The sequence below is a fragment of the Hyphomicrobium sp. B1 genome (assembly GCF_049532635.1).
GTDB lineage: Bacteria > Pseudomonadota > Alphaproteobacteria > Rhizobiales > Hyphomicrobiaceae > Hyphomicrobium_B.
In genome coordinates this window covers 2,991,166-3,015,649 of the sequence record NZ_CP134871.1, presented here as the reverse complement: position 1 = coordinate 3,015,649, position 24,484 = coordinate 2,991,166, and the positions used below count along the sequence as shown (strand labels likewise).

21 protein-coding genes are annotated in these 24,484 nt (G+C 60.9%); 9 read left to right on the top strand and 12 right to left on the bottom strand.

Annotation, left to right across the window (positions count from 1 at the left end):
• Nucleotides 1-31: 31 nt before the first annotated feature.
• From RLW55_RS14455 to RLW55_RS14445, 3 genes are read left to right on the top strand one after another with little or no spacing between them, the layout of a single operon-like run.
• Nucleotides 32-853 (top strand): quinoprotein dehydrogenase-associated SoxYZ-like carrier, encoded by an 822-nt coding sequence (locus RLW55_RS14455; RefSeq protein WP_423414543.1) that lies wholly within the window; start codon nucleotides 32-34, stop codon nucleotides 851-853.
• A 25-nt stretch (nucleotides 854-878) separates the two neighbouring features.
• Nucleotides 879-2,171, top strand: coding sequence for a sulfite dehydrogenase (gene soxC / locus RLW55_RS14450; protein ID WP_423414542.1), 1,293 nt, complete (start codon nucleotides 879-881; stop codon nucleotides 2,169-2,171).
• Nucleotides 2,158-2,706, top strand: coding sequence for a c-type cytochrome (locus tag RLW55_RS14445; RefSeq protein ID WP_409560089.1), 549 nt, complete (start codon nucleotides 2,158-2,160; stop codon nucleotides 2,704-2,706). Before soxC ends, RLW55_RS14445 begins: the two co-directional genes overlap by 14 nt.
• Before the next feature lie 9 nt (nucleotides 2,707-2,715).
• On the opposite strand, the gene RLW55_RS14440 is transcribed toward RLW55_RS14445, so the two are convergent.
• A complete protein-coding gene (locus RLW55_RS14440; RefSeq protein ID WP_423414541.1) occupies nucleotides 2,716-3,546 on the bottom strand; it encodes a sulfotransferase in 831 nt (276 codons plus the stop codon).
• A 214-nt stretch (nucleotides 3,547-3,760) separates the two neighbouring features.
• Between RLW55_RS14440 and RLW55_RS14435 the strand changes: the two genes are divergently transcribed.
• From RLW55_RS14435 to RLW55_RS14410, 6 genes are all read left to right on the top strand, one after another.
• Complete coding sequence (locus RLW55_RS14435; protein ID WP_409560091.1) at nucleotides 3,761-4,447, top strand: class I SAM-dependent methyltransferase; 687 nt, start codon at nucleotides 3,761-3,763, stop codon at nucleotides 4,445-4,447.
• Between the two features lie 235 nt (nucleotides 4,448-4,682).
• On the top strand, nucleotides 4,683-5,897 hold the full coding sequence (locus RLW55_RS14430) for a saccharopine dehydrogenase family protein (RefSeq protein WP_409560092.1): 1,215 nt from the start codon (nucleotides 4,683-4,685) through the stop codon (nucleotides 5,895-5,897).
• Nucleotides 5,897-6,334, top strand: a complete 438-nt coding sequence (locus tag RLW55_RS14425) for a hypothetical protein (protein ID WP_414462867.1) — start codon at nucleotides 5,897-5,899, stop codon at nucleotides 6,332-6,334. Before RLW55_RS14430 ends, RLW55_RS14425 begins: the two co-directional genes overlap by 1 nt.
• A gap of 33 nt (nucleotides 6,335-6,367) precedes the next feature.
• The gene (gene nspC, locus RLW55_RS14420) at nucleotides 6,368-7,537 is read left to right on the top strand and encodes a carboxynorspermidine decarboxylase (protein WP_423414540.1); all 1,170 of its coding nucleotides are present in this window, start codon (nucleotides 6,368-6,370) and stop codon (nucleotides 7,535-7,537) included.
• A 76-nt stretch (nucleotides 7,538-7,613) separates the two neighbouring features.
• On the top strand, nucleotides 7,614-10,271 hold the full coding sequence (gene pepN, locus RLW55_RS14415) for an aminopeptidase N (protein WP_423414539.1): 2,658 nt from the start codon (nucleotides 7,614-7,616) through the stop codon (nucleotides 10,269-10,271).
• Between the two features lie 204 nt (nucleotides 10,272-10,475).
• Nucleotides 10,476-11,522, top strand: a complete 1,047-nt coding sequence (locus RLW55_RS14410; protein WP_423414538.1) for a sensor histidine kinase — start codon at nucleotides 10,476-10,478, stop codon at nucleotides 11,520-11,522.
• Nucleotides 11,523-11,565: 43 nt separating this feature from the next.
• On the opposite strand, the gene RLW55_RS14405 is transcribed toward RLW55_RS14410, so the two are convergent.
• The 11 genes from RLW55_RS14405 to ccmI form a co-directional block, all read right to left on the bottom strand.
• Nucleotides 11,566-12,081, bottom strand: a complete 516-nt coding sequence (locus RLW55_RS14405; protein WP_409560097.1) for a periplasmic heavy metal sensor — start codon at nucleotides 12,079-12,081, stop codon at nucleotides 11,566-11,568.
• On the bottom strand, nucleotides 12,078-12,590 hold the full coding sequence (locus tag RLW55_RS14400; protein ID WP_409560098.1) for a hypothetical protein: 513 nt from the start codon (nucleotides 12,588-12,590) through the stop codon (nucleotides 12,078-12,080). Before RLW55_RS14400 ends, RLW55_RS14405 begins: the two co-directional genes overlap by 4 nt.
• Before the next feature lie 20 nt (nucleotides 12,591-12,610).
• On the bottom strand, nucleotides 12,611-13,228 hold the full coding sequence (locus RLW55_RS14395) for a sigma-70 family RNA polymerase sigma factor (protein WP_409560099.1): 618 nt from the start codon (nucleotides 13,226-13,228) through the stop codon (nucleotides 12,611-12,613).
• A 135-nt stretch (nucleotides 13,229-13,363) separates the two neighbouring features.
• A complete protein-coding gene (locus RLW55_RS14390; protein WP_423414537.1) occupies nucleotides 13,364-16,321 on the bottom strand; it encodes a bifunctional [glutamine synthetase] adenylyltransferase/[glutamine synthetase]-adenylyl-L-tyrosine phosphorylase in 2,958 nt (985 codons plus the stop codon).
• 4 nt (nucleotides 16,322-16,325) lie between these two features.
• A complete protein-coding gene (locus tag RLW55_RS14385; RefSeq protein ID WP_423414536.1) occupies nucleotides 16,326-17,771 on the bottom strand; it encodes an ATP-binding protein in 1,446 nt (481 codons plus the stop codon).
• A complete protein-coding gene (locus tag RLW55_RS14380; RefSeq protein ID WP_029670984.1) occupies nucleotides 17,755-18,435 on the bottom strand; it encodes a response regulator transcription factor in 681 nt (226 codons plus the stop codon). Before RLW55_RS14380 ends, RLW55_RS14385 begins: the two co-directional genes overlap by 17 nt.
• A gap of 119 nt (nucleotides 18,436-18,554) precedes the next feature.
• A complete protein-coding gene (locus tag RLW55_RS14375; RefSeq protein ID WP_409560102.1) occupies nucleotides 18,555-20,141 on the bottom strand; it encodes a Do family serine endopeptidase in 1,587 nt (528 codons plus the stop codon).
• Nucleotides 20,142-20,270: 129 nt separating this feature from the next.
• Nucleotides 20,271-20,750 (bottom strand): cytochrome c-type biogenesis protein, encoded by a 480-nt coding sequence (locus tag RLW55_RS14370; RefSeq protein WP_409560103.1) that lies wholly within the window; start codon nucleotides 20,748-20,750, stop codon nucleotides 20,271-20,273.
• Entirely contained in the window at nucleotides 20,750-22,729 is a 1,980-nt protein-coding gene (locus tag RLW55_RS14365) for a heme lyase CcmF/NrfE family subunit (RefSeq protein WP_423414535.1), read from the bottom strand. Before RLW55_RS14365 ends, RLW55_RS14370 begins: the two co-directional genes overlap by 1 nt.
• 12 nt (nucleotides 22,730-22,741) lie before the next feature.
• On the bottom strand, nucleotides 22,742-23,212 hold the full coding sequence (ccmE, locus tag RLW55_RS14360) for a cytochrome c maturation protein CcmE (protein WP_013947987.1): 471 nt from the start codon (nucleotides 23,210-23,212) through the stop codon (nucleotides 22,742-22,744).
• Between the two features lie 29 nt (nucleotides 23,213-23,241).
• The gene (gene ccmI, locus RLW55_RS14355; RefSeq protein WP_423414534.1) at nucleotides 23,242-24,414 is read right to left on the bottom strand and encodes a c-type cytochrome biogenesis protein CcmI; all 1,173 of its coding nucleotides are present in this window, start codon (nucleotides 24,412-24,414) and stop codon (nucleotides 23,242-23,244) included.
• Nucleotides 24,415-24,484: the final 70 nt, after the last annotated feature.

The following is a 24,484-nucleotide window of genomic DNA, read 5'->3' as shown; positions in this document are numbered from 1 at the left end:
AGACCGCCAAAAGGCGGCAAGCGAGGAAACGATGCGGAAAACTGCAAGCGGACTTTTGGGATCCGCTATTTTGATCGCCGCGATGAGCGTCAGCGCTCTCGCCGCCGATGATGGAAGCCCCACTGTTAGCAACCCAGGCGCATGGACAGACATTCGCAAGGATGCTTTCGGCTCGCGCGAAATTCTGGATGGTGCAGGAAAAATTACGCTTGAGGCTCCCAAGCGCGCCGAGGATGCGGCGACCGTCCCCATTACCGTACGCATGCCGGCGCCGTTCGCCGCTGACGTAAAGTCGCTGACCCTAGTCATCGATCAGAATCCGTCTCCGGTCGTTGCGACGTTCAACTATGGCGACGCGGCGGGAACAGGTGAGCGTATGCTCGCGACGCGTGTGCGCATCGACCAATACTCGGACGTTCGCGCTATCGCGGAAACGACCGACAACAAACTCTATATGACGACCGTCTTCGTGAAGGCATCAGGCGGCTGCTCGGCACCCGCGAGCAAGGACCCCGAAGAGGCCGCCAAGGAGATGGGTAAGATGCGCGTCAAGACGGCGGCCGGCAAAGAGGACGGCAGCGAGGTCGCGCAGGTGATGCTCAAGCATCCCAATACGTCCGGCATGGCAATGGATCAGATCACGCATGCGTATCCGCCGGCGCGCTTCATCGACAAGCTGTCGGTGACGACAGGCGGCAAGCTGATCTTTTCGATGGAAGGCGGCATTTCTATCAGCGAAGACCCGAACTTCCGCTTCACATACCAAGGCAACCCGGCGGACAAGATGGACGTCAAAGCCGAGGATTCGGAAGGCACGCAGTTCAGCGGTCATTCAACGCCCAGCCAGTCCTGACGCTCACGACCCGCGAGACGGCCGCGTGGCCGGAAAGCTCACAGAAACTGATTTGAAGCCTGTTGCGGGCGGTGGTCTTCTAGATCGCCGCCTTTTGCTCAAAGGCGGCATCGTTCTGGCTTCGGCGCAAGCAGCGGGTTCACTGTCGGCCGCCGAGACGAAGAATGCAGCGCCGCTCGATCCTGCCGATCCGCCATGGTTGCACCATACCGGCGGACCGTTCACAACGTATGGCCTGCCTTCGAGATACGAAAAGTATGTCATTCGCAATATCGGCGGCAATCGCACGCCCGCGGGCGATGGCGTTTCGTGGACGCCGCTGGAGGATCTCGCCGGCATCGTGACGCCGAGCGGGCTGCATTTCGAACGCCACCATGACGGCGTTCCAGATATCGACCCGGCGCTGCATCGGCTCGTCATTCACGGCCTTGTCGGTAAGCCGCTGGAATTCACGGTCGAGGATCTCCTGCGCTATCCGATGCAGTCGCGCTTTCTCTTCATCGAATGCGGCGGCAACAGCAACGCCGGTTGGCACTCGGAACCGATCCAACGCCCGGTGGGTGCATTTCACGGCCTCGTTTCATGCTCGGAATGGACCGGCGTGCCATTGTCGATCTTACTTGATGAAGCGGGCGTCGACGCGACCGCGTCGTGGGTGATCGCGGAAGGCGCGGACGCCGGATTGTTGAATGTCAGCCTGCCGCTGTCGAAGCTTGCCGCCGATGCCATGCTCGGCCTTTACCAGAACGGCGAGCGGCTGCGCCCGGAGAACGGTTATCCGCTACGCCTGATCGTGCCGGGTTGGGAAGGCATTACGAACGTTAAATGGCTGCGGCGGTTGCACGTCACGGATCAACCGGCAATGACGCGCAATGAAACGGCGAAATACACGGAACTGCTGCCATCCGGCAAAGCGCGGATGTTTACGTTCGTCATGGACGCGAAGTCGCTCATCACGTCACCATCGCCGGGGCAGAAGATGTATGGCCCGAACATTTATGAAATTCGAGGGTTAGCCTGGAGCGGTCGCGGCAGAATAGCGAAAGTCGAGGTTTCCGCCGACGGCGGCAAGACGTGGGCTGAGGCGCATCTGCAAGAGCCGGTCATGGCGCATTGCTTCACGCGCTTTCGCGCTCCCTGGGCGTGGGACGGCAAGCCCTCGATCCTCAAGAGCCGCGCAACGGATGAGACGGGCTACGTTCAGCCGGAGCGCGATGTCCTGGTAAAGGAGCGCGGGCGAGAAGGATATTTTCACTACAATGCGATCGTCAGCTGGGCTGTCGACGAGGATGGCGAGATCACGCATGTCTATGCTTAGACATATCGTCATCGTGCTCGCCGCCGCAGCGCCGTTCAATGCGGTGGGCGCGGCGGACGCCAGTAAAGTTGCAGCGCCGCATCTCGGCAAGACCATGACGGCCGCCGAAGCCGCCGCGTGGAATCGGACGATTTTCCCCGACGGACGTGGACTTCCACCGGGGCATGGAACGGCCAAGGAAGGCCGGGTGCTTTATGCCGAAAAGTGCGCCCGATGCCATGGCGCGCACGGCGAAGGCGCGACCGCCGAGGATCTTATCGGCGATCCGACGCCACCGACGCGCGATGATCCAAACAAAACTATCGGCGCTTATTGGCCGTTCGCGACGACGATCTTCGATTTCATTTCGCGCAGCATGCCGCCAGCAGCGCCGGGTTCCCTCTCCGCCGACGAAACGTATGCGATCACCGCTTATCTGCTGGCAGCAAACAAGGTCATCGGCGAAAGCCAAGTGATCAATGCGGAGACGCTTCCGAAAGTCGAAATGCCGAACCGAAATGGCTTCATCTGGATCGACGTCAAGAAAAAGAAATGAGCATGGCGCTCACGGCAAGGCCGTGTCGTAGCTGAAACGGGTAGCGACCCAGTCGAGCGCTTCGCCGAGTTGCGGCCTGATCGATTTCAGATAGGCAATGCGGTTGGGATCGCTTCTGTATTTGTTCAGTGATCTGGTATCGATGCCGCGCAATCCGTGCATTGCGGATTCAGCCTTGCCGGACGGCTTGAAGACTGAGGCAAGCTCGCTGGCTGGCGTTCCGACTTCGAGTCCGAGTTCATCGGCAAGCTTTTTCTGAACACCCGCTGCGTCGGTCGCCAAGTCTTCGTAACGGACGACGCAGAAGTTTTGTCTGTCATCGTTGAGTGCTGCCCGCAGCGCCGACATTTCGCCGAGCCATCGTGCGACGTCGATATGATAAACGTGCGTGCTCGTTGGATTGTGGCTCGTCAGAACATCGAAGGGATGCCGGATTGCGTAGGCAATTTTGATGCGCGCAGGGATCTGCGATAGGCGTTCAAACGAGACGTTGTTGCGCTTCAGAACGAGCGTCCGTCCGGTCGTCGTCAGCTGTGCGAAGAGTTCGACCGGAACTTCCTTGGCAACGACGCAAGTGTCCTTGAACGTCGACATGAGCCCCGTTAACAACCAGGTACCGGAGCGGCCGCACCCCATTACGAAGACACGATCTATCGGGCGATGTTCGTCGATCCGATCAAGGCGGGCGTCGAGAGCGCCTTTCCCAGCAAATGCCGCCACATCCTTCTTCTTCACACGAAAACTCAACGGCTGAAGGCGTGCTTCACCCGATGTATGGAACCGCATTGCGCCAAAGTACATCAATCCCCATGCGATGAGCGGATTGCTCCACGCGACCATCAGTCCTCCGATGATTTGCTGCCCGTCAGAGACTTGATCGAAATGTCAGAAACGAGGCGATCATCAGGCGACGCGCGGTCCCGCCCACCGCGACAGAATACCAATTTCGCTCCCGAGATCAGCAAGATAGCCTATGCCTCACGGATAGCTGTTCGCTGCGCTCGCATGCCGTAAGCCAATCCAACACGGTATGTCAGTGGAGCAGGATGACCCGATGGGGGTAATTACGCTTCGCGGCGCCTTGAAAAGCCTGTCGAAGGTCAAGGGTGCTGCAGCCGGCAAGTATACGGACCTCGTGCTTGACGGGAACGCCATCGCACGGGGCGAATACAAACAGCATCTCGGCGGGGGAAGCGAAGGATGGGATGCGCGCGGGCGCTTCCAGCTTGAGCTACTTCGGGCGGGTGGCTTGCAGACGTCTTCCAATCTGCTCGACATTGGCTGTGGTCCGCTGCGCGCCGGCGTCCATTTCATTCGCTATCTCAATGCCGGGCATTACTACGGCTTCGATTACAATCTGTCGTTCGTCGAGGCCGCCCGCCGCCTGATTGCCGAGCACGGGCTTGAAGAAAAGCGGCCGACGGTCGTCGCGCTGGCGAATTTCGAGCTGAAGGGCATCGACCGGATGTTCGACCACGCTATCGCGTTCTCGGTGCTCAATCATTGCAACGAAGCGCAGCGGAGCTTGTTCTTCGCCAACATCGGGCGGTGCCTGGCGCCAGCCGCCAAACTTTTCATTTCGCATGCCAATTGGCTCAAGGAGGAGGATCTTGCTCCGGCCCGGCTTGTGATCCTGCGCCGCTTCGAGGCGGCCGACCTCAATCTTGGACAGTACGGGTGGCCGCCGGAGGAACAGCGTTCGGTCTGCCCCATCTACGAGCTTGGGCGGCTTCCGGATTAAGGAACGGGCTTCCACAGCCAGTGGTGGCCCGCGATCCGGACTGCGGTAAACGGCTTAGCAAGAAACTGTCATAATTCTCTTTTTGCAGGAATTGTATCGACTTCGACGTCGTTGTCGGCGGCAAACGACGGAACGTATTGAATTAATTGTGCGCCTGCCCTATTTCCGGCCCCCAGCGCGACTTTACGCGCTACGCAAGCCGGTATGACCGGCCTTTCAACTTTGGGAGCGGTCGTTGGACAACGTACTCATCATCGGGGCAGGCGCTGCGGGCTCGGTCGTCGCGAAGAAATGCGCGATGAACCGCGACGTCTTCAAGAAGATCCATCTCGCGTCTCGCCGTCTCGAAAGCTGCAAGAAGGTCCAGGCCGAGTGCAAGACGCCGATCGAGATCTATCAGCTCGACGCGGACATCGTCGCGGATACGGTCAAGCTCCTGAACGAGATCAAGCCCGATCTCGTCATCAACATGGCGCTGCCCTACCAGGATCTGGCGATCATGGACGCCTGCCTCGAAGCAGGCGTCAATTACATGGACACGGCCAACTACGAGCCGCGTGAGGAAGCCAAGTTCACGTACAAATACCAGTGGCCGTATCATGAAAAGTTCAAAGAGAAGGGCCTGATGGCCGTGCTCGGCTGCGGCTTCGATCCCGGCGTCACGAACGTTTTCTGCGCCTATGCGCAGGAGAACCTGTTCGACGAGATTCACACGATCGACATCATCGACTGCAACGCTGGCAGCCACGGCAAAGCGTTCGCGACGAACTTCAACCCTGAGATCAATCTTCGGGAAGTGACGCAGCGCGGCAAGTATTGGAAAGACGGCGAGTGGATCGAAATCGATCCGCTGTCGATCTCGACCATGATCGATTATCCGGAAGTCGGGCCGGTCAAATCCTACCTCATCTATCACGAGGAGGAAGAAAGCCTGGTGGAGAACATCAAGGGCCTGAAGCAAATCCGGTTCTGGATGACGTTCTCGGATAATTACATCAAGCACCTCGAAGTGCTCCAGAACGTCGGCATGACGCGCATCGATCCTGTCGACTACAAAGGCACGCCCGTCGTCCCGATGGAGTTTCTGAAGTCGGTGCTGCCGGCCCCTTCCTCGCTGGCCGAAAATTATACCGGCAAGACGTCGATCGGCGTCGTCCTCAAAGGCGAGAAGAAGGGCAAGAAGAAGCGCTACATGATCTGGAACGTCTGCGATCATGCCGAGACGAACAAAGAAGTCGGCGCACAGGCCGTGTCCTACACGACCGGCGTGCCGGCCGTCACCGGCGCGATCATGATGTTTAAGGGCATCTGGAAAGGCCAAGGCGTATTCAACGTCGAACAGCTGCCGCCCGAACCGTTCCTTGATGAACTCGCCGAGCAGGGCCTGCCCTGGCACGCCAAGGAAATCGACAAATCCGACCAGAAGAAGCTGTTCGCGGTCGAGACCTGATGAGCGAAGCCGAGATCCTTTCGATCAGAAACGAATTGACCGGCATTGTCGTGTCGGTCTTTTCGGTGAGTTTCGGAATGATCTCGGCTTACATCGCCGGGTTGTGGCTCTTTCTTCGCGAGGCGCCCATTTCGCTGCGGCTTCTGGCGTTCACGATGCTCACGTTCGGCTTGGCATTCATGGGCGCGCTGACGTGGGGCTTGAACGACCTTCTGGTCGGCACCGAACGCGCGTGGTCGAAGCTCGCGACACATGCCAGCGAGATCACCGGGTTCGGTAATGCTCAGCCGCCTTGGCTGCATGGCCTGACGCTCTACGAAGCGGCAGTCCTTCTTGGCGGCGTGGCATTCGGGGCCATATACGTGTCGCTTGCGTATCTTACCTTCATCTACAAGTGGCCCGGCACGACCGCCGGACCTGTTCGCGTGGCGCCGTAAAGCGCCCTTTTTCTGTTTGATCGGTGGCTCGACGTGTCCGACCTTTCCAAATTGAACCTGCAGTCTTTCGACTGGGCGCAGTCCATCGCGACGCCGTCCTATGTGCTCGACGTGGCGGCGTTGAAGCGCAATCTGGCGCGGGCCGCAGAGGTCAAGCGTGAGGCGGGCTGCAAGATCCTGCTGGCGACGAAAGCGTTTGCGCTGCCGGCCGCCTTTCCGATCATGCGCGAGGTGCTGGATGGCACGACAGCAAGTGGCGAGTACGAGGCGCGCCTTGGTCACGACGAGTTCGGCAAGGAAGTGCACGTCTACTCCCCGGCCTACGCGCCAGGCGAGGTTGCGCGCCTGACGAAGCTCGCCCAGCACATCTATTTCAACTCGCCGCAGCAGATCATCGACAATCTCGCCGTGATCCGCGAGGTGCCGGGTCTCAAAATCGGCATCCGCATCAATCCGGGCTATTCGAACGCCACGCTTGGCGGTGCGCTTTACGATCCGTGCGCGCCCTTCTCGCGGTTCGGTGCGACGCGCGACATGCTCGACAGCGTGTCGTGGGACGACGTCGACATCCTGCATACGCATTCGCTGTGCGAGTCGGGCCACGAGGGATCGGTCGGGCTCATCGAGCACGTCGCGCGGGCGTTTGGCGACTATGTCCGGCGCGTGAAGGTCGTGAACTTTGGCGGCGGCCACTTCATCAACAAGCCCGGCTACGACATTTCGAAGCTGATCGCCGCAATCAAGGCATTCAAAACAGAGTTCAACGTGGACGTTGTTCTGGAGCCTGGCGCCGGTCTCGTCGTTGATACGGGATACCTTGTCGGCTCCGTTCTGGGGCTACACCACAATGGCAAGGACATCGCTATTCTGGATGCTTCTGCCTCGACGCATATGCCGGATGTTCTAGAGGTGCCTTATACGCCACATGTTATTGGCGCGGCGGAACCCGGCCGAAAACCGCACGGTTATATCCTGGGCGGCAAGACATGCATGACCGGAGACATCATCGGCGAGTACTCATTCGACGCGCCGTTGAAAGTGGGTGATCGCATCATCTTTACCGATATGATGCAATATTCTTTCGTGAAGAATAACACGTTCAACGGCGTGCCATTGCCCGATCTCGCAGTTCTCAACGAGGACGGAACAATTCATGTTCTGCGGTCGTTTGGTTACGATGATTTCCGGCACCGATTAGGATAGAAGCTTTGCGGTTGTCGGTCGGCGGAACGGTTGGAACTTTCCCCGAAAGCGCCTATGACGTTCGCAGCGGGGTGCCATGAAAGCAGAAAATCCCAAACCAGTCCTTCTCGCGGATTACCGCCCTCCGGAATTTCTGATCGACACCGTCCATCTTGACATAGCGCTCGCGCCGACGAAAACGCGCGTCGCCTCGAAGCTCGAGATCCGGCGTAATCCTGCTTCGGCGACGACCGGCAAGGTGCCCCTGAAGCTCGACGGCGAACTGTTGACGCTCGAGAGCATCACGTTGGACGGCAAGAAGCTGAAGCCGTCCTCCTATCGCGTCGGCGACGCCAGCCTGACGGTCCTCTCGCCGCCGAAAGTGCCCTTCACGCTCGAAATCGTGACGACGATCAATCCCAAGGCCAACACGGCGCTGCAGGGTATCTATCTCTCGCGCGGGGTCTACTGCTCGCAGTGCGAGGCTCAGGGCTTCCGACGCATCACATATTTTCTCGACCGACCGGATGTGCTCTCCAAATACACCGTACGGCTCGAAGCCGATGTGGCGACGGCGCCGGTTCTGCTCGCCAACGGCAATCCGGTTGAGCGCGGCACGCTGCTCGGCGGGGAGCGCCACTATGCCGTCTGGGACGATCCGCATCCCAAGCCGTCCTATCTTTTTGCCGTCGTCGGCGGCGATCTGTCGTCCATAGCGTCAACGTTCAAGACCCAGTCCGGCCGCGAGGTCGACCTTCGCATTTATGTCGAGCATGGGAAGGAAGAGCGGGCACACTGGGCGATGGAATCGTTGAAGCGCGCCATGCGGTGGGACGAAAAACGCTTTGGTCGCGAATACGATCTCGACGTGTTCAACATCGTCGCCGTCTCCGACTTCAATATGGGGGCGATGGAGAACAAAGGCCTCAACATCTTCAACGACCGGCTCATTCTGGCGTCGCCCGAGACGGCGACCGACGCGAACTATGAATCGATCGAGAGCGTCGTTGCGCACGAATATTTCCATAACTGGACCGGAAACCGCATCACCTGCCGCGACTGGTTTCAGCTTTGCCTGAAAGAAGGCCTGACAGTCTTCCGCGACCAGGAATTCTCAGCCGATCAGCGCAGTGCTACCGTGCAGCGCATCGCCGACGTGCGGCAACTGAAGGCGCTGCAGTTTCCGGAAGACCAAGGCCCCCTCGCCCATCCGGTGCGCCCTGAAAGCTACGTCGAGATCAACAATTTCTATACGCCGACCGTTTACGAGAAAGGCGCGGAAGTCGTCCGCATGATCGAGACGACGCTCGGGCCTGAGAAATTTCGCGCCGGGATGGATCTCTATTTCGAGCGTCACGACGGCCAGGCCGTCACCATCGAGGATTTCATCGCCTGCTTCGCGGACGTGAGCGGGCAGGATTTCTCGCAGTTCCATCGCTGGTATTCGCAGGCAGGCACACCGGAACTGGTCTGCAACCTGACCTACGACAAGCGGAAGAAGTCGGCGGAGCTGACGGTTCATCAGGTTTTGAAGCCGTCGCCCGGCAAAGCCAAGAAGCAGCCCTACTTCATTCCGATCAGCATGGCGCTGCTTGGCGAGAACGGCAAAGAGATGGATCTCGACGTCGAGGGCGGCGTCAAGATCCGCGACGGCGTCATGGCCGTCACCGAACGCGCGACGACGTTCACGTTCAAGGGCGTCGGTTCGCGGCCGGTGCCGTCGCTGCTCAGGGGCTTCTCTGCGCCCGTCGTGATCAACATGCCGCTCACCGATCAGGACCTGGCGTTTCTGATGCACCATGACAGCGACCTCTTCAATCGCTGGCAGGCGAGCAACGCCTACGCGACGCGGAGCATCCTGGCTCTGCTCGACGCGAAACGGCCGAAATCGCTCGCCGCATCGAAGGCCGCGAAACTCACCGACGCATTGGGCTATGCGCTGCGCGACTCCGGTCTCGACGATGCGTACAAGGCCGAGCTTCTGAAGTTGCCGTCGGTTGCCGACGTTGCGCGTGAGAAGGCGACGAAGGTCGACCACGCGGCGATCTTCGGCGAGCACCGTGCATTCGCCCGCACGATCGGCGAGAGGCTGGCGAGCGATCTCGAAACGATCTACGCAGGCGCATCGCGCGAGAAGAAATTCTCACCCGATGCCAAGAACGCCGGCCGGCGCGCCCTGCGTAATGCCGCCCTGACGCTGCTGACAACGCGCGAGACCGAGGAAGACTTCGCGCGGCTCGAAGCGCACTATCGCAAAGCCACGAACATGACGGATGCATGCCATGCGATGTTTCTCATCGCGGGCGTGAATGCTCCTGGCCGCGAAAGCGTCCTCAACAATTTCTTCGAGCGCTGGAAAGACGATCATCTCGTCATCGACATGTGGTTTGCCGCGCAGGCGCAGTCCCCGCGAGAGCAAACGCTCGATGAAGTGAAGGCGCTCTGCCAGCATCCGCTCTTCAAGATCACGACGCCGAATAAGGTGCGCGCGCTCATCGGTACGTTCGCTTCAAGCAATCCGCTGCAATTCAACCGTCCCGATGGCGCGGGCTATGAATTCCTGGCGGACAAGGTGCTCGAAATCGACCCGCTCAATCCGCAGGTCGCCGCACGCATGCTGGCTGCGTTCCGCAGCTATCGGGCGCTTGAGACCAAGCGAAAGAACCTCGCCAAAGCGTCGCTGAAAAGGGTGGCCTCGGCGCCGCGGCTGTCGCGCGATTGCTTGGAAATGGTCACGCGGATGCTCGACGACTAAACGGTTTCTGGAGCATTTCGGCCACAGCCCGCGATCCTTTTGCTCGGGCCGTCGAAAGAGCGACAAAATTGATTCTCTCGCGATTTTTTCTCCCTCGACGGTGAGTCGCAAATCGGCGAAGCTCAAATCATGCTCGGAGACATGATCGTCTTCGGCCTTGTGGGGCGGGGCACTTAGATCAAAATTCAGCAGGGGAATTTGAGGATGGCTCGGACTTGGTCCGTTCCTCAACGGGGAAGTATTGCCGCGTTCGGCGGCTTTGGATCACATCACACCGGCGCACTCTACGCAGCCGCCGCAAGCCGGACTTTTCCAAACCGCGGTCTCTTTCTGGTTCTCGCCGCCGTGCTGACGGCAGCCGGCGCCATCATTCCCCAGCTCAGCCCCGATATGCTTTCGACCGTATTCTTCGTGGCTGGCGCAGGGCTTGCCGCCCTGGTCGTGATGCTGCCGTGGCAGCCGCTTGCGCGGGATGGCGCGGACGCCACGCAGAAGCGCAGCGAGCTGGACCACCGCTCGGCCTTCAACACCGATACCGGGCGCCAAATGCGCTTCCCGGAGCTTCTAGGCACGCCCGCGGCGCAACCGGGCCTGGATCGCGCGGCCTGGGCCAGGCTGACGGCCCATATGAGCCATGAGCTCAGGACGCCGCTTAACGCCGTGCTCGGCTTTTCGGAGCTGATGACGAACGAAGTTTTCGGGCCTCTCGGGTCGAGCTACAGCGGCTACGCCCGCGATATTCATACGAGTGGTCGCATCCTGCTGAAGTCGGCGGAAGACGCGCTGGCGATCACGGCGCTGCTGACGGCTCCTGAGCGCAAGCGGGCTCGCGAGACGAGCAAGATTCGAGCGATCGTCGACGACGCTTGCGCCTTTGCCGCCCCCGATCTTGCGGCACAATCTATTGCCATCGCGATTGACGTCAAAGGCGATGCCGAGATCGTCGGCGACCATCAGGCGACGCGCCAGATGCTCATCAACCTCATTGCAGAAGCCACCCGTCGTGCGGCTCCGGGCTCTGAGTTGCGGATTGAAACGAAGGTCGCCAGCGAAGCTGTATATCTCTCACTGACGCTGATCGGCGGCATCGACGTGCAGCCGGAAGACGGCTTCGGAATTATCCTGGCGCGCACATTCTGCGAGCTGTCAGGTGCCGAGCTGACGAGTTCAGTTGCGGAAAATGGCGAGTGGACAACAAGCGTGCGCCTTCAGCGCGCGGTTCAGCCTGACCTTTTCGCCATGGCGGCCTGAAGAAAGCATAACGGCGGCGTCCACATGGTCGCCGCCGTTATTGTTATTTTGCCCTGTCGTCGTCTGGCCGTGGCGGTCCAGGCGGTTTCAGCATCGATGCGTGACGCTTCGCTCGCCATTCCTGCAGAAGCTTGCGCTCGTCTGGCGTCAACTCGGCTGCGGTACTCGCGACGCTCGTATAGATCGCGCCTTTGAAAGCATTCTCGGCCGTCCGAAGCTGCATGAGTGCTGCCAAAAATTTATCTTTGTCGAATGGCTCGGCCGTCAGCATGGCGTTGGCATCGGTCCATGTCTTGCGCACGTTGTCGCGCAAACCTTTCATGGACGCGCGCGCCTCGATCACCTTTTGCCGGATCATGGTTTGCTTATCGGCAGGCAACTGTTTGACGAAACCAAGGAACCCTTCGTCCCTCTTTCGCTCCTCTTCGTGATGATGCCAAACGGCGGTCGCAAACAAGCCGATGAACAGCAGGTTCAAGGCCAACGACGCAATAAAGCCCGGATAAAGCCAGCGCGGCCGATCCGCTGCCGGTCGCGATTGATCGACGTTGACCGTCACAGCAGATCCCCGTCTACAAAACTGTCACCATCGTCCGTAAAGGCAATCTGCCGGCTGAGGGTGGACGAAGAGCCATCTTCACCGAGAAGCGCATCGGCGGTCGACGTGAAGACCTTCATTTGACCGGCGAATACGCCAAGGACGAGGGATGCAGCGAGAGCCGTCGCAGCCAAGCCATGGTGACGGCGAAGCGTGGGCCACGCCGGCCGAACAGCTGCCGCTGGCGAACGCTCCTGGCTCGTGACGAGCCGGGGCTGACGTTCCGCTGCCGCCGCGATGCGGTCGCTCAACTTAGAGAGGCGCGTCGCATCATATTGCGGAGCCTTGTCCAGCAGCCGATCGAAAGCCTCGGCATCCTTCAGCATTTTGTGGGCGTCGGGATTGCCCGCAATTAAGCCCGATAGCGTAAGACGCAAGGGTGCAGGCCATCGCGTACGGTCTGCTCCGTACGTATCGAGCGCCGCCTCCAGTCTATCGAGCCCCACAGGGCCTAAACTATTGCGTGACATTGTCTGCAGTCTCCCGCACTTCAGAGTTCGCTATCATTTCGCAGCGACTCCCATTCCGATTTCAATTCCGTCTTCAGTTGCCGTCTCGCCCGACTGAGCAGAGATTCGATAGCTTCGTCCGACACTCCCATGACCTGACCGATCTCGATCTGGCTCAGCCCCTCGAAATGAAAGAGCGTGAGCGCAAGGCGCTGCCGGTCCGGCAGTTTCTGCATCGCCGCTTCAACCCGGCGCTGCGTATCCTGACTTTCGAGGCCGGCGAGCTGTTTTGCGGGCTCGGGAACCTCGGGTAATTCTTCAACCACCGACACGCGCCCCTGACCGCGCACGCGGTCGAGGCACAAATTCGAGACCACGCGACGCAGCCACGGCCTAATGCCGGCCGGGCCAATTTCCAGCGTTCCGCTCGAACGCCACAGTCGCAAGAAAGCTTCCTGCGCCAAGTCTTCCGCCTCCGCATCGTCCCGCAGCATTCGGCGCGCCACGGAAACGATGCTTCCGAGATGGCGGGCCATCAGCAGGCGAAAGGCGTCGCCGTCGCCGCGACCCACCGCGGCAACGAGCATCGCCTCATCGGCTCGGCTTTCGGCCGCCGGTCGCGGTGCGGCCGGAGTGCCATCCGTCCTCGTTGCCGCCACTAATCCCCTCGACATCCTATTCGCCTGCCTTGCGCTCCAACGCCTCGGATGCTGCCGCCCGAAAGACGGCTTTCCGTGTCGGTTATCGCAAGAACGTCTCAGCCTGCCACAATCCGTCGCCGGGCCGTAAAAACCCTAGACGATCAGCCGATTGAAGGCCTCCGCTACGTCTGCAAGCGTTTGTTTCAACTTTATTTCCAAGTCTTCAAAAGAGGTTGTATCTCCTGATCGGGCCAGGAGCAATTTCAGGCCTTTCGGCGCCGATGCGGGGTCGAAAGGCCCCTCGATGGTCAATCGGAGCACCTGCGTCAGATCGTGCAGCAATTGACCGGCATGTGCCAGCAGCAGGTAGTCATCGTTATGGATAACACCCTCGGATGCGGCCGCAGCCAGGGCTGCGAGCGTCGTCTGATTGAGGACTGCCGGATGCTTGGCGGCATGCACCAGTTGTAAATACTGAACGATGAACTCCAGATCGACGAGTCCCCCGCGAACCTGCTTCAGATCCCAGATATCCGAGGTCGCTTTCTCGGCTTCGACGCGGCGGCGCATGTCGAGGACGTCCGCGGCGATCTTGGCGCGGTCGCGTTTGGCCGTCAGGACCTTGCGAATCTCGGCTTCGACACGTCCGGACAACTCGCGTGAGCCGGCGATGATGCGGGCCCGCGTCATGGCCATATGCTCCCACGTCCAGGCTTCGCTGGCCTGGTAGTTCGTGAAGCTCGAAAGCCGCGTCGCGACAGGCCCTTTCTGACCTGAAGGGCGAAGGCGCATATCGACCTCGTAAAGTGCCCCTTCCGCCGTCCGTGCCGAGATGGCGGTGATGAGGCGTTGCGTCAGGCGCGTGTAGTAATGCGGCGGCGCGAGCGGCTTTGTCCCGTCCGATTGTTCGGCCGCCGGATCAAAATCGTAGATCAAGATGAGATCGACGTCGGACGCCGCCGTCATTTCGCGGCCACCGAGCTTGCCCATGGCGATGACAGCAGCAGCCCCGCCCGGCACACGGCCGTGGTCCTGCTCCATCTCGCGCGTGACCTCGCCCAGCAGGGCCGCGATCAGGCGCTCCGCGATCGTTGCGTAAGCGACGCCTGCTTCGGTCGCCGATATGCTGCCGGCAAGAATTCTGACGCCGACCAGAAAGGCCTGCTCGCTGCCGATCCGCCGGGCGGTATCGAGGATCTCCTGCATCGGATCGCCGTCGCTTGTCGCGCGGGCAGCGGCGAAGGCTTTTACGACGACGTCGTCGATGGCAGCGCCATTGAAATCGCCGCCCAGAACCTGCGGATCGAGCACGGCATCCAGTAGCCGCCGGCGATGCGACAGGATGTGAGCCAAGCGCGGCGCGGAGCCCATGATGTCGGCGAACAGCCGGATCAACCCTGGCTGAGCCTTCAGCAACGAGAAAAGCTGCACGCCAGAGGGAAGCTCTGCGAGAAAACGGTCGAAGCTCGCAATCGCCCCGTCAGGATCGACCGTATCGGCAAGCGCTTCGATCAGCAGCGGCTGGACTTCCGTCAGGCGTTCGCGTGCACGTGGCGACCTGACGACCGGCGCGCGGCCGTGGTGCCAGCCTCGCACGATGGCCAGAACCTGTGTCGGCTGCGAATATCCAAGGCGCTTCAACTCTTCCAGCGTGCGCGGATCGTCCTTGGCTCCGGCGAAGACAAGATTGGCACCGGCAGGCGACGACGGCTGCGGCGGTTCCTCGAACAGACCGTCGTAGTGCTTCTCGACGGTTTCCAGCACTGGCAGCAAAGCAGCGGAAAGCTCCGCCACATCGGCATATCCCGCGAAATGCGCAAAAGACTCAAGCGCTGCAGGCTCTCCCGGAACTTCGTGGCTTTGCTCATCGGCGACCATCTGCACGCGGTGCTCCAGACGGCGGAGATAGCGATAGGCATCATCAAGATCGGCGCGAACGTCAGCCTTCACCCAGCCGCGCCGTTCAAGCGCTGCCAGTGCGTCCAGCGTGCTGCTGACGCGCAAATCGGGCTGGCGGCCCCCTGCGATCAATTGCTGTGTTTGCGCAAAAAATTCGATTTCGCGAATGCCGCCGCGGCCGAGCTTCAAGTTCTGTCCGGCGACCGAGATCGGCCCGATCGCCTTATGCGCGTGGATCTGGCGCTTCATGGCGTGGATATCGGCGATCGCCGCGAAATCGAGATACTTGCGCCAGACGAAGGGCGACAGCTCGGAGAGGAATTCGGCACCGGCTTCGAGGTCTCCGGCAATCGGCCGGGCCTTGATCATCGCGGCGCGCTCCCAATTCTGGCCGACGGTCTCGTAGTAGCCATGGGCCGCAACGGTCGAGAGTGCGATTTGCGTCGCCCCGGCGTCGGGCCGAAGGCGCAGGTCCGTGCGGAAGACATATCCATCCGGTGTGCGCTCATCGAGCAGCAGCACGAGATCGCGCGTCAACCGGACGAAGAACGATTGCACGTCGCCGTCGCCCACGAGCCGCGCCTTGTCGCGATCGAAGAAGACCGTCAGATCGACGTCGCTTGAGTAGTTGAGTTCGAAGGCACCGAGCTTGCCCATGGCCAGCACGAAGTAGCCGGAGTCGCGTTCGGGACTTTCCGCTTCGAGCGGCTGCCACTGCCCGCGCGCCGACGCCAAGCGAAACAGAAAGCGGACAGCTGTCCCGACAGCGGTGTCGGCGCAGTCCGACAGCGTCCGGGTGACCGTCATCACCGGCCAGACGCCTGCAAGATCGGCCAGTGCCGTCAGCAGCGCGACCTCTGACTTGTAGATGCGAAGCGCGCGTTTGGCGGAGCCTAGGTCCGAGGCCGCCTGCATTGCCGCGACGAGTTCGTCGGTAAGGCTTTGAAAGCGCGCGGCCGGAGGCTCGGACAAAATACGTGCGAGGCGCGCCAGATCACGGTTCGCGAGCGTCGTCAGATACGGCGAACCTTCGAAGACGCCCGTCAGCAGATTTTCGACATCGGAATTGAGAAGAAGTTCCGCGAGTTGCGGGCAGGCTGCCGCGGCTTCCGCCTTCAGGGATTGGAAGCGTTCGGCGCCGCGACCGTCAGCGGGGCTCTTCGGCGATTCGGATATACGTTCGGCGAAGCTTGGGGGAAGAGACTGATCCATCCCCTCATTGTGCCGCAAGCCCGGGTGCCGCGTCACCCTCCTGATCGGGCACTGCAACGAGGCACCTTTGCGACAGGAGAAGGACGACCTTCAGGCCCGGTTGGTTATCCTCAAGCCGGATTTCGCCATGATGGAGGCGGGCGACCGCCGCAACGAGGCTAAGCCCTAAGCCCGTGCCCGGCTTGGTGCGGCTCGCTTCCAGCCGAACGAAGCGTTTCAGCACGCGCTCGCGGTCGATTTCGTCGATGCCGGGGCCATGATCGCCGACCGAGATCACGGGCCGGCCCTCAAGGCGATAGGCGCGCACGGTGATGGCGCTTCCAGGCTCGCCGCCACGGGAATACTTGATGGCGTTGTCGATGAGATTGGCGATGGCCTGTCCGATCAGTTGCCGGTTACCGCGGACGAACACATTCTGCTCGACGTCGATCGTCAGATTGAAGCCTGCCTCTTCGGCGGCGGGAGCGTAAAGTTCACTGACGTCGGCAACGAAATGTCCCAGATCGAACGTTTCGGTGCTGTCTTCGAGCGGACCGGCTTCCAGCCGTGCGATCAACAACAGCGCGTTGAAGGTCTTGATGAGGTCATCAGCCTTTTCGATCGTGCGTTCAAGGCCCTCGCGATAGGCCTCTTCGCCACGCGGATCGCGAAGAGCGGCTTCGGCGGCGTTGCGCATGCGATTAAGCGGCGTTTTGAGATCGTGGGCGATGTTGTCTGAGACTTCGCGCAGACCATTCATCAGGCCCTCGATGCGTTCCAGCATCTCGTTGAGATTGTTTGCAAGCGCGTCGAGTTCGCCTCCCCGGCCCGTCGTCGGAATGCGCCGCGAGAGATCGCCTTCCATGATCTGGCGGCTTGCGGCCGTGATCTGATCCATGCGGTTGACGATGAGGCGACTGACAGCCAGTCCGCCCAGAAGTCCGATGATCGAAAGGGCGCCGAAGCCGAGCAGAAAGACAAAGCGGATCGAATTCGCGAATGCGCGCTGATCTTCGACATCGCGGCCGATGAGGAGGTGGAGATTAGGGCCGAGATCGACAGGAATGGCCACGGCGAGATGCGACGGCCCTTCGTCGTCCGTCGGCTGGTAATTGAATACACCGCCAGGACTATCGGCTTCCAGCTCCGGCGGAATGCGATTGAGATTGCCGGCGATCTTCGCCCCAGTGCTGTCAGCGAGATAATAGAGCCCCGTCCCTTGCGGCCGCGACAACGCCGTGACGGTCTCGACCAGTTTCATCTGGCCGCCAACCTTCAACTCGGAAGACAAGATGCGGGACTCGGCCGACAGGGTCGCTAGGACTTGATCGGTAAAGAGCTTGTTCGTCTGCCAGAACAGGAAGCCGACAACGATTGCCGCAGCGAACAAAAAGAACGCTACGGCCAACGCGCTCAATCCGAAGGTTGTCGTCGATGCCGCTTTTGCGACGCGATCAAACCGGGCCGTCACGAATGGTGTATCCTGCGCCCCTGACCGTGTGCAGCAGCGGCTTGTCGAAGTTCTTGTCGATCTTCGCCCGAAGCCGCGAAACATGGACATCGATCACGTTGGTTTGCGGATCGAAGTGATAGTCCCAGACGTGCTCCAGGAGCATGGTGCGGGTCACGACCTGCCCGGCGTGCTGCATCAGATATTCAAGCAGGCGGTACTCGCGCGGCTGCAGCAGGATGTGTTCGCCGCCGCGCGTTACGCGATGGGAAAGCCGGTCGAGCACGAGGTCACCGACGGAATAGCGGGTTTGCTGCTCTTCCGGCGCCGTCCGACGCCCGAGAATCTCGACGCGGGCCAGAAGCTCGGAATAAGCGTAGGGCTTCGTCAGATAGTCGTCACCGCCCGCACGCAGGCCCTTCACCCGGTCATCGACCTCGCCAAGCGCCGACAGAATAAGCACAGGGGTTCGATTGCCCTCCGTTCGAAGGGACTTGATCAGCGAAAGGCCATCGAGCAGCGGCAACATCCGGTCGACGATCAATACGTCATAGGCGCCGTCGGTCGCCATCGATAGGCCCGCTTCGCCATCATGAGCCAGATCAGCCGTATGACCGTTCTCTTTCAGGGATTTCTGCAGGAAAAGCGCGGTTTCTTTATCGTCTTCTATTACCAGCACGCGCATGGTTTGTGTCCGACCTTCGTCTTCTCTCCGCTCACTGTTTAACCGGATGTCCCCCAAACGTCGAGGCAGCCCCGCCGTTTGGTTGACGGAGCTGCTCGAGTTCGTCATAGCGCGCTACCTCAACCTTTTTTGGTCAACTGAACAGCGACAAAGCGCTTTTGGTCGGCCGATTTGACGTGCAGGAGAACCGCGGTGCGCTTCAGGTCCTGCGCCTTCTTGATGCCGGAGATGACGTCGTCGGGAGAGGACACAGCCTGGCCAGAGACCTCAAGAATGACATCGCCCGGCTTCAGGCCTTTCTCCGCCGCATCCGACGTCGGATCGACTTCAGCAATGGCAACGCCCTGCGTATCCTTGCCTTGAGCATCCTTGCCGGTACGTGCCGGCATCAACGTGATGCCGAGCTGGCTCAGGTCGACCGACTTAGCGTCGTCGTCGTTGCTGTTGCCGTTGTTGTCGTCATTGTTGTCGCCATTCATCGCCGCTTCGGCGTTCTTCGGGAACAGGCCGAGCTTCACCTTGATCGTCTCTTCGGCATTGTTGCGCCACACCTTAACGTCGACGTTCGAGTTCGGCGCCAGTTCGGCGATCTTGCGAGCAAGGTCGCGGCTGTCGGCGATCTTCTCGCCGTTAACCTGCAGGATCGCGTCCTGAGTTTTGATGCCGGATTTCGAAGCCGGGCCGTTCGGCGTCACTTCGCTGACGAACGCGCCGTGCGCCTCGGAAAGTCCGATGCTGGCGGCAGTGTCTTCGTCGACGTTCTGGATCTTGACGCCGAGCCAGCCGCGGCTCACCGAGCCGTCGGCCTTCAACTGCTTGACGACTTCGGCGACCGTGTTCGCAGGAACAGCGAAGGCGATGCCGACGTTGCCGCCCGAGGGAGAGAAGATCGCTGTGTTAACACCGATAACGTCGCCATCGAGGTTGACGGTCGGGCCGCCCGAGTTACCGCGGTTCACAGCGGCGTCGATCTGCAGGTAATCATAGGGGCCGGAGCCGATATCGCGTGCGAGCGCCGACACGATACCTGCGGTGACCGTGCCGCCCAGACCGAACGGATTGCCGACAGCCAACGCCCAATCGCCGACGCGCGGCGGCTTGGTGGAAAGCTTTATCGTCGGGAAGGTCTTCTTGCTTTCGATCTTGATGAGCGCGATGTCGGTGCGCGGGTCGGTGCCGATCAGCTTCGCATCATACTTCGTCTCGTCGTTGTCGAAGCTCACCTGGATCTTGGTGGCGCCGTCGATGACGTGATTGTTCGTGACGACGTAACCATCCGGCGTGATGACGAAGCCGGAGCCCTGGCCCTGGACGATCTTCGGGCGAGCTTCCTGGCCGAATTCCTTCGGCAGGTTCTTGAAGAAGTCATGCAGCGGATGATCGGGCGGCAGATCGGGAAGCGAAAAATTCTTCTTGTCCTTATCGCCCTTCTCGTTCGAAGCAAGCTTCGAGGCGCCGCCGTCGTTGATGACGGAAACGGAAACGACCGCCGGCTTCACCTTGTCGACGATGTCGGCAAAGGAGAGCGGCGCGCGGCCGAATGGCGTTTGAATTGTCTGGGCGCCGGACTCGGCGCGCACAGGGTGAGACGGCACCGCCAGTCCAAATCCCACCGCTGTAACAGCCAGCATCGCGACCGATGCCGGGGCAAACTTTGAAGTCAATTTTGAAGAAAACGTCGTCGACAAGCGGTGCGGAAATCGCATCCCAGGGTCTCCAGCTGAAAGGCAGGCTTCGCGAGCCTTACTATGACGCCTAGCGGAACCGGGGTTACGGCAGCATGTCAGGGACGTTAACTGTTGGTAATCTAACGCCTCGCCGGGGCGCAAAACGGCTTACGGATCCTTGGCCGCAAGGATCTCATTAAGCTTGGCTTTTTCCTGTTCCGTCAACGGCGTGCCGGTGGTCGGAGCGGCCGGCCGGGTGGCGCGGATCATCAACACGATGCCGGCAAGGAGGACGAAGATCGGCGTTAGCCATAGAAGCAGGGTCGATAGCTCGAACCGGGGTTTCAGCAGGACGAATTCGCCGTAACGCGCGACGATATAGTCGAGCACTTGCTGATCGCTGTCATGCGCCATGATCCGCTCGCGCACGAGGCGGCGTAGGTCTCCTGCCAACGGCGCGTCGCTGTCGTCGATGGACTGGTTCTGACAGACGAGACAGCGCAGTTCGGCCGAGATGTTGCGCGCGCGCTTTTCCAGCGCCGGATCAGAGAGCATTTCGCCCGGCTGAACGGCGAACGCCGCGGGAGCTGCAGCAAGTGCCGCCCAAATTGCCAGCGCCAGAATTGCCAAGGGCCGCCGCACGCTCATCACTCCGCCGGAACCGCAACGATGGGGCGCGGACGCGACGGAGCGCCGACACGCAGTCGCCGGTCGGACAGCGAGATGCCGCCGCCCAGGAACATGAACAGCGCACCGAGCCAGATGAACCGGACGAGCGGGTTGAAGTAGGCGCGCACGGCGTAACCGCCGCCCGGCTGGCCATCACCGATGACGACGTAAAGGTCGCCACGCCACGCCGCATGAATGCCGGCTTCCGTCGTTGGCTGCGGCGGCGCATCGTAGAGGCGCTTCGCTGGCTGGAGCGTCGCGATGGTCTCGCCGTTACGCTTGACGTTAAAGTCGGCGATGTCCTCGGTGTAGTTCGGGCCGCGGCCGCGTTCGACCTTGGTGAATGTCAGCTCATATCCATCAACCATGACCTTGTCGCCCGGCTTCATCGCCAGGATGTGCTCTTCGCGGTAGGCGCTGGTCGCGACGATGCCGACCATCAGCATGCCGATGCCGAAGTGCGCGAACAGCGTGCCGTAGGCCGAGCGCGGCAGGTTTGATGCGCGACGCATGACTTCATCGCGCCCAGCGGAACCGAGCTTCACGCGGTTTGCCCATTCGACGATGGCGCCGACCATCACGTAGACACCCAGCGCAATGCCGAACGGCGCGAGCCAAGGCCCGCGATGCTCGACGGCAAAGACGGCGACAATCGTGACGAGCGCCGCGAGGAAGGCAAAGGCCAAGCGCTGCATGGCGCCGAGCAGATCGCCGCGCTTCCAGGCGAGCATCGGTCCGAACGGCAGCGCGATCAGCAGCGGGATCATCAGCGGGCCGAACGTCATGTTGAAGAACGGCGGCCCAACCGAGATCTTCTCGCCCGTCAGGCCTTCGAGCGCCATCGGATACAGTGTACCGACGAGCACCGTCGCCGTCGCCGTGACGAGCAGCAGATTGTTCAGAACGAGCGAGCCTTCGCGGCTGATCGGCTGGAAAAGACCGCCAGCCTGCATATCCTTTGCACGCAAGGCGAAGAGCGCAAGGCCGCCGCCGGTGAAGAACACCAGAATGGCGAGGATGAAGACGCCGCGCGCCGGATCAACGGCGAACGAATGCACGGACGTCAGCACGCCGGAACGGACGATGAAGGTGCCCATAAGCGACAGCGAGAACGTCAGGATCGCAAGCAGCACCGTCCAGATCTTGAGCGCTTCGCGCTTTTCCATCACGAGCGCGGAATGGAGCAGCGCCGTTCCGGCGAGCCACGGCATGAAGGAAGCGTTTTCGACAGGGTCCCAGAACCACCAGCCGCCCCAGCCGAGTTCATAATAGGCCCACCAGGACCCCATTGAGATGCCGATCGTCAGGAACATCCAGGCGGCGAGCGTCCACGGACGCACCCAGCGCGCCCAGGCAGCGTCGATGCGGCCCTCAATCAGAGCGGCGATTGCAAATGAGAATGCGATCGAGAAGCCGACGTAACCCGTGTAGAGGAACGGCGGGTGGAACGCGAGCGCCGGGTCTTGCAGGATCGGGTTCAGGCCGTTGCCGTCCGACGGCGCCGGATCGAGACGAACGAACGGGTTCGACGTCAGCAGCGAGAAGAGCAGGAACGCGACGGCGATCGACGCCTGTACGGAGAGAACGCGGGCCTTCAACGTCGGCGGCAGATTGTTGCCGAACAGCGCGACGGCCGCGCCGAACAGCGCCAGGATCAGCACCCAGAGCAGCATCGAACCTTCGTGATTGCCCCAGACGCCCGCCATTTTGTAGATCAGCGGCTTCGTCGAATGCGAATTCTCGGCAACGTTCAGCACGGAAAAGTCGGACGTCACGTAAGCGTGCATCAGAGCGAAGAACGCGACCGCGATCAGCAAGAGCTGCGATATGGCGGCGGGTTCGGCAACGCGCATCATGCGCTCGTCTTTGATTGCCGCGCCGAAGGCCGGAATGATGACCTGCACGACGGCAACCAGCAGTGCGAGAATGAGAGCGAAATGTCCGAGTTCGACGATCACGGCATTATCCTTCTAAGGCATCTCTGCCTTCATCTGATCGGGGTGAGCGCTGGCGCCGAGTTTCACGCCTTTTGCTTCTAGCGCCTTCGCGACATCGCGTGGCATGTAATTTTCATCATGCTTGGCCAGCACCGTGTCGGCCTTGAAGCCGCCGTGGCCGTCGAGGACGCCTTCAGTCACGACACCCTGTCCTTCCCGGAACAGGTCCGGCAGGACGCCCGTGAATGTCACCGGGATATCCTTCAGCGTATCTGTGACCTTGAATTTGATCGTCGTGCCCTGGCCGCGAATGACGGAGCCCTTCTCGACGAGGCCACCAAGGCGAATGCGCTGTCCGGGCGGAACGTGCTTTTCGACGATATCGCTCGGCGTATGAAAAAAGACGATGCTGTCTTTCAGAGCGAAGAGCACGAGGATCAGCGCAATCGCGAGTGTCGCGACGCCGCCTCCGATCAATACTCCGCGCTTTTGCTTGCGTGTCATGAGAACCCTGAGCGGATCTTACGTTGCCATCAACTTCCGAGGCCTAGCTGACGGGCCAGATCTTCGACCTGGGCCAGTCCTCCTTGATTGCCCTTTAGAGAAACGCGGGCATCGTTTAGCGCTTTCACGGCGTCGTCATGACGCCCGAGAACCTGATACGCGCGGATGAGCTTGACCCATCCGTTTGCGTCGCTGCCATCCGTCTTAAGTCGTGCCGCGAGATTATCGACCATTTGCGTGATGAAGGCCTGGCGGTCCTCGGGCTTCATATTCATAACGGCGCCGGCTTCGGGACCGGACGGCATGCCGGACGCCGCCGCGGGCGCTTTCACGGCGCTCTTATCGTTTGCGAAAGCAGCGGCGCTCTGCGGATCGAGCTTAGCTAGGCGCTCCACCAGAACCGGACGCCACGGAGCATCGGGAGGCGCTTTCGAGATCAGATCTTTATAGTCAGCCGCGGCTTCGGTTAGATGACCGTCCTGCTCCTTCGCAAGCGCTAGCCAGATTTTCGGTTCTGTGGCGTTCGGATTGAGCACGAGAATGCGCTGCAGCGCTTTGCGCGCATCGTCGGGCACGATGCCGTTTTCCATCCGGATCCGAGCGTTCGCAAACCCTTGCAAGCGCTTCGGGTCTTCGCCGATCAATCGGACGGCTTTCTGATAGGCATCAGCAGCGTCAGCGTAACGGCCCATCGCATAGTAAACGGGGGCAATGACATCCCAGCCCCTGCCGTCTTCGGGATGCTCGCGAAGACGCTGCTCGACCTTGGCGATCAGATCGTTCGGAGTACTGGTCGCATTGGCTTCGGCCAACCGTTCGCTGAGCGGCTGAGCCGGCATGCCGGGTTTGCCATAGTCGAGATAAAGCGCGAGGCTGACGACCGGCAAGGCGATGCACGTCAGAATCGAGACGGGAACGATAAATCGATTGCGCATTGCCGCCTCAGCGGCCGTCGTGGATTTGGGGTTGTCCTGCGTCACGCGCAGCAGGCGGCGTGCGATCTCGGCACGGGCGCTTTCAGCTTCGGCGGCGCCGAGGGTGCCGCGCGCCTCGTCGGCCGTGATTTCTTTGAGCTGATCCTTGTAGACCGCAACATCGGCGTCAGCGGTAGCGCCGGCCGGCTCGGCGGGGCGCATCAGCGGCCTTACGATGGCCAGCGTGACGCCCGCCACGAGTACAGCCACTAAAATCCAAAAAACCATCGCCGCGCGATCCTCGAGCTTTTGTGGAGGGAATAGGATCGCGCGCCGGTCCAGGCAAGCAGTCAAAGCT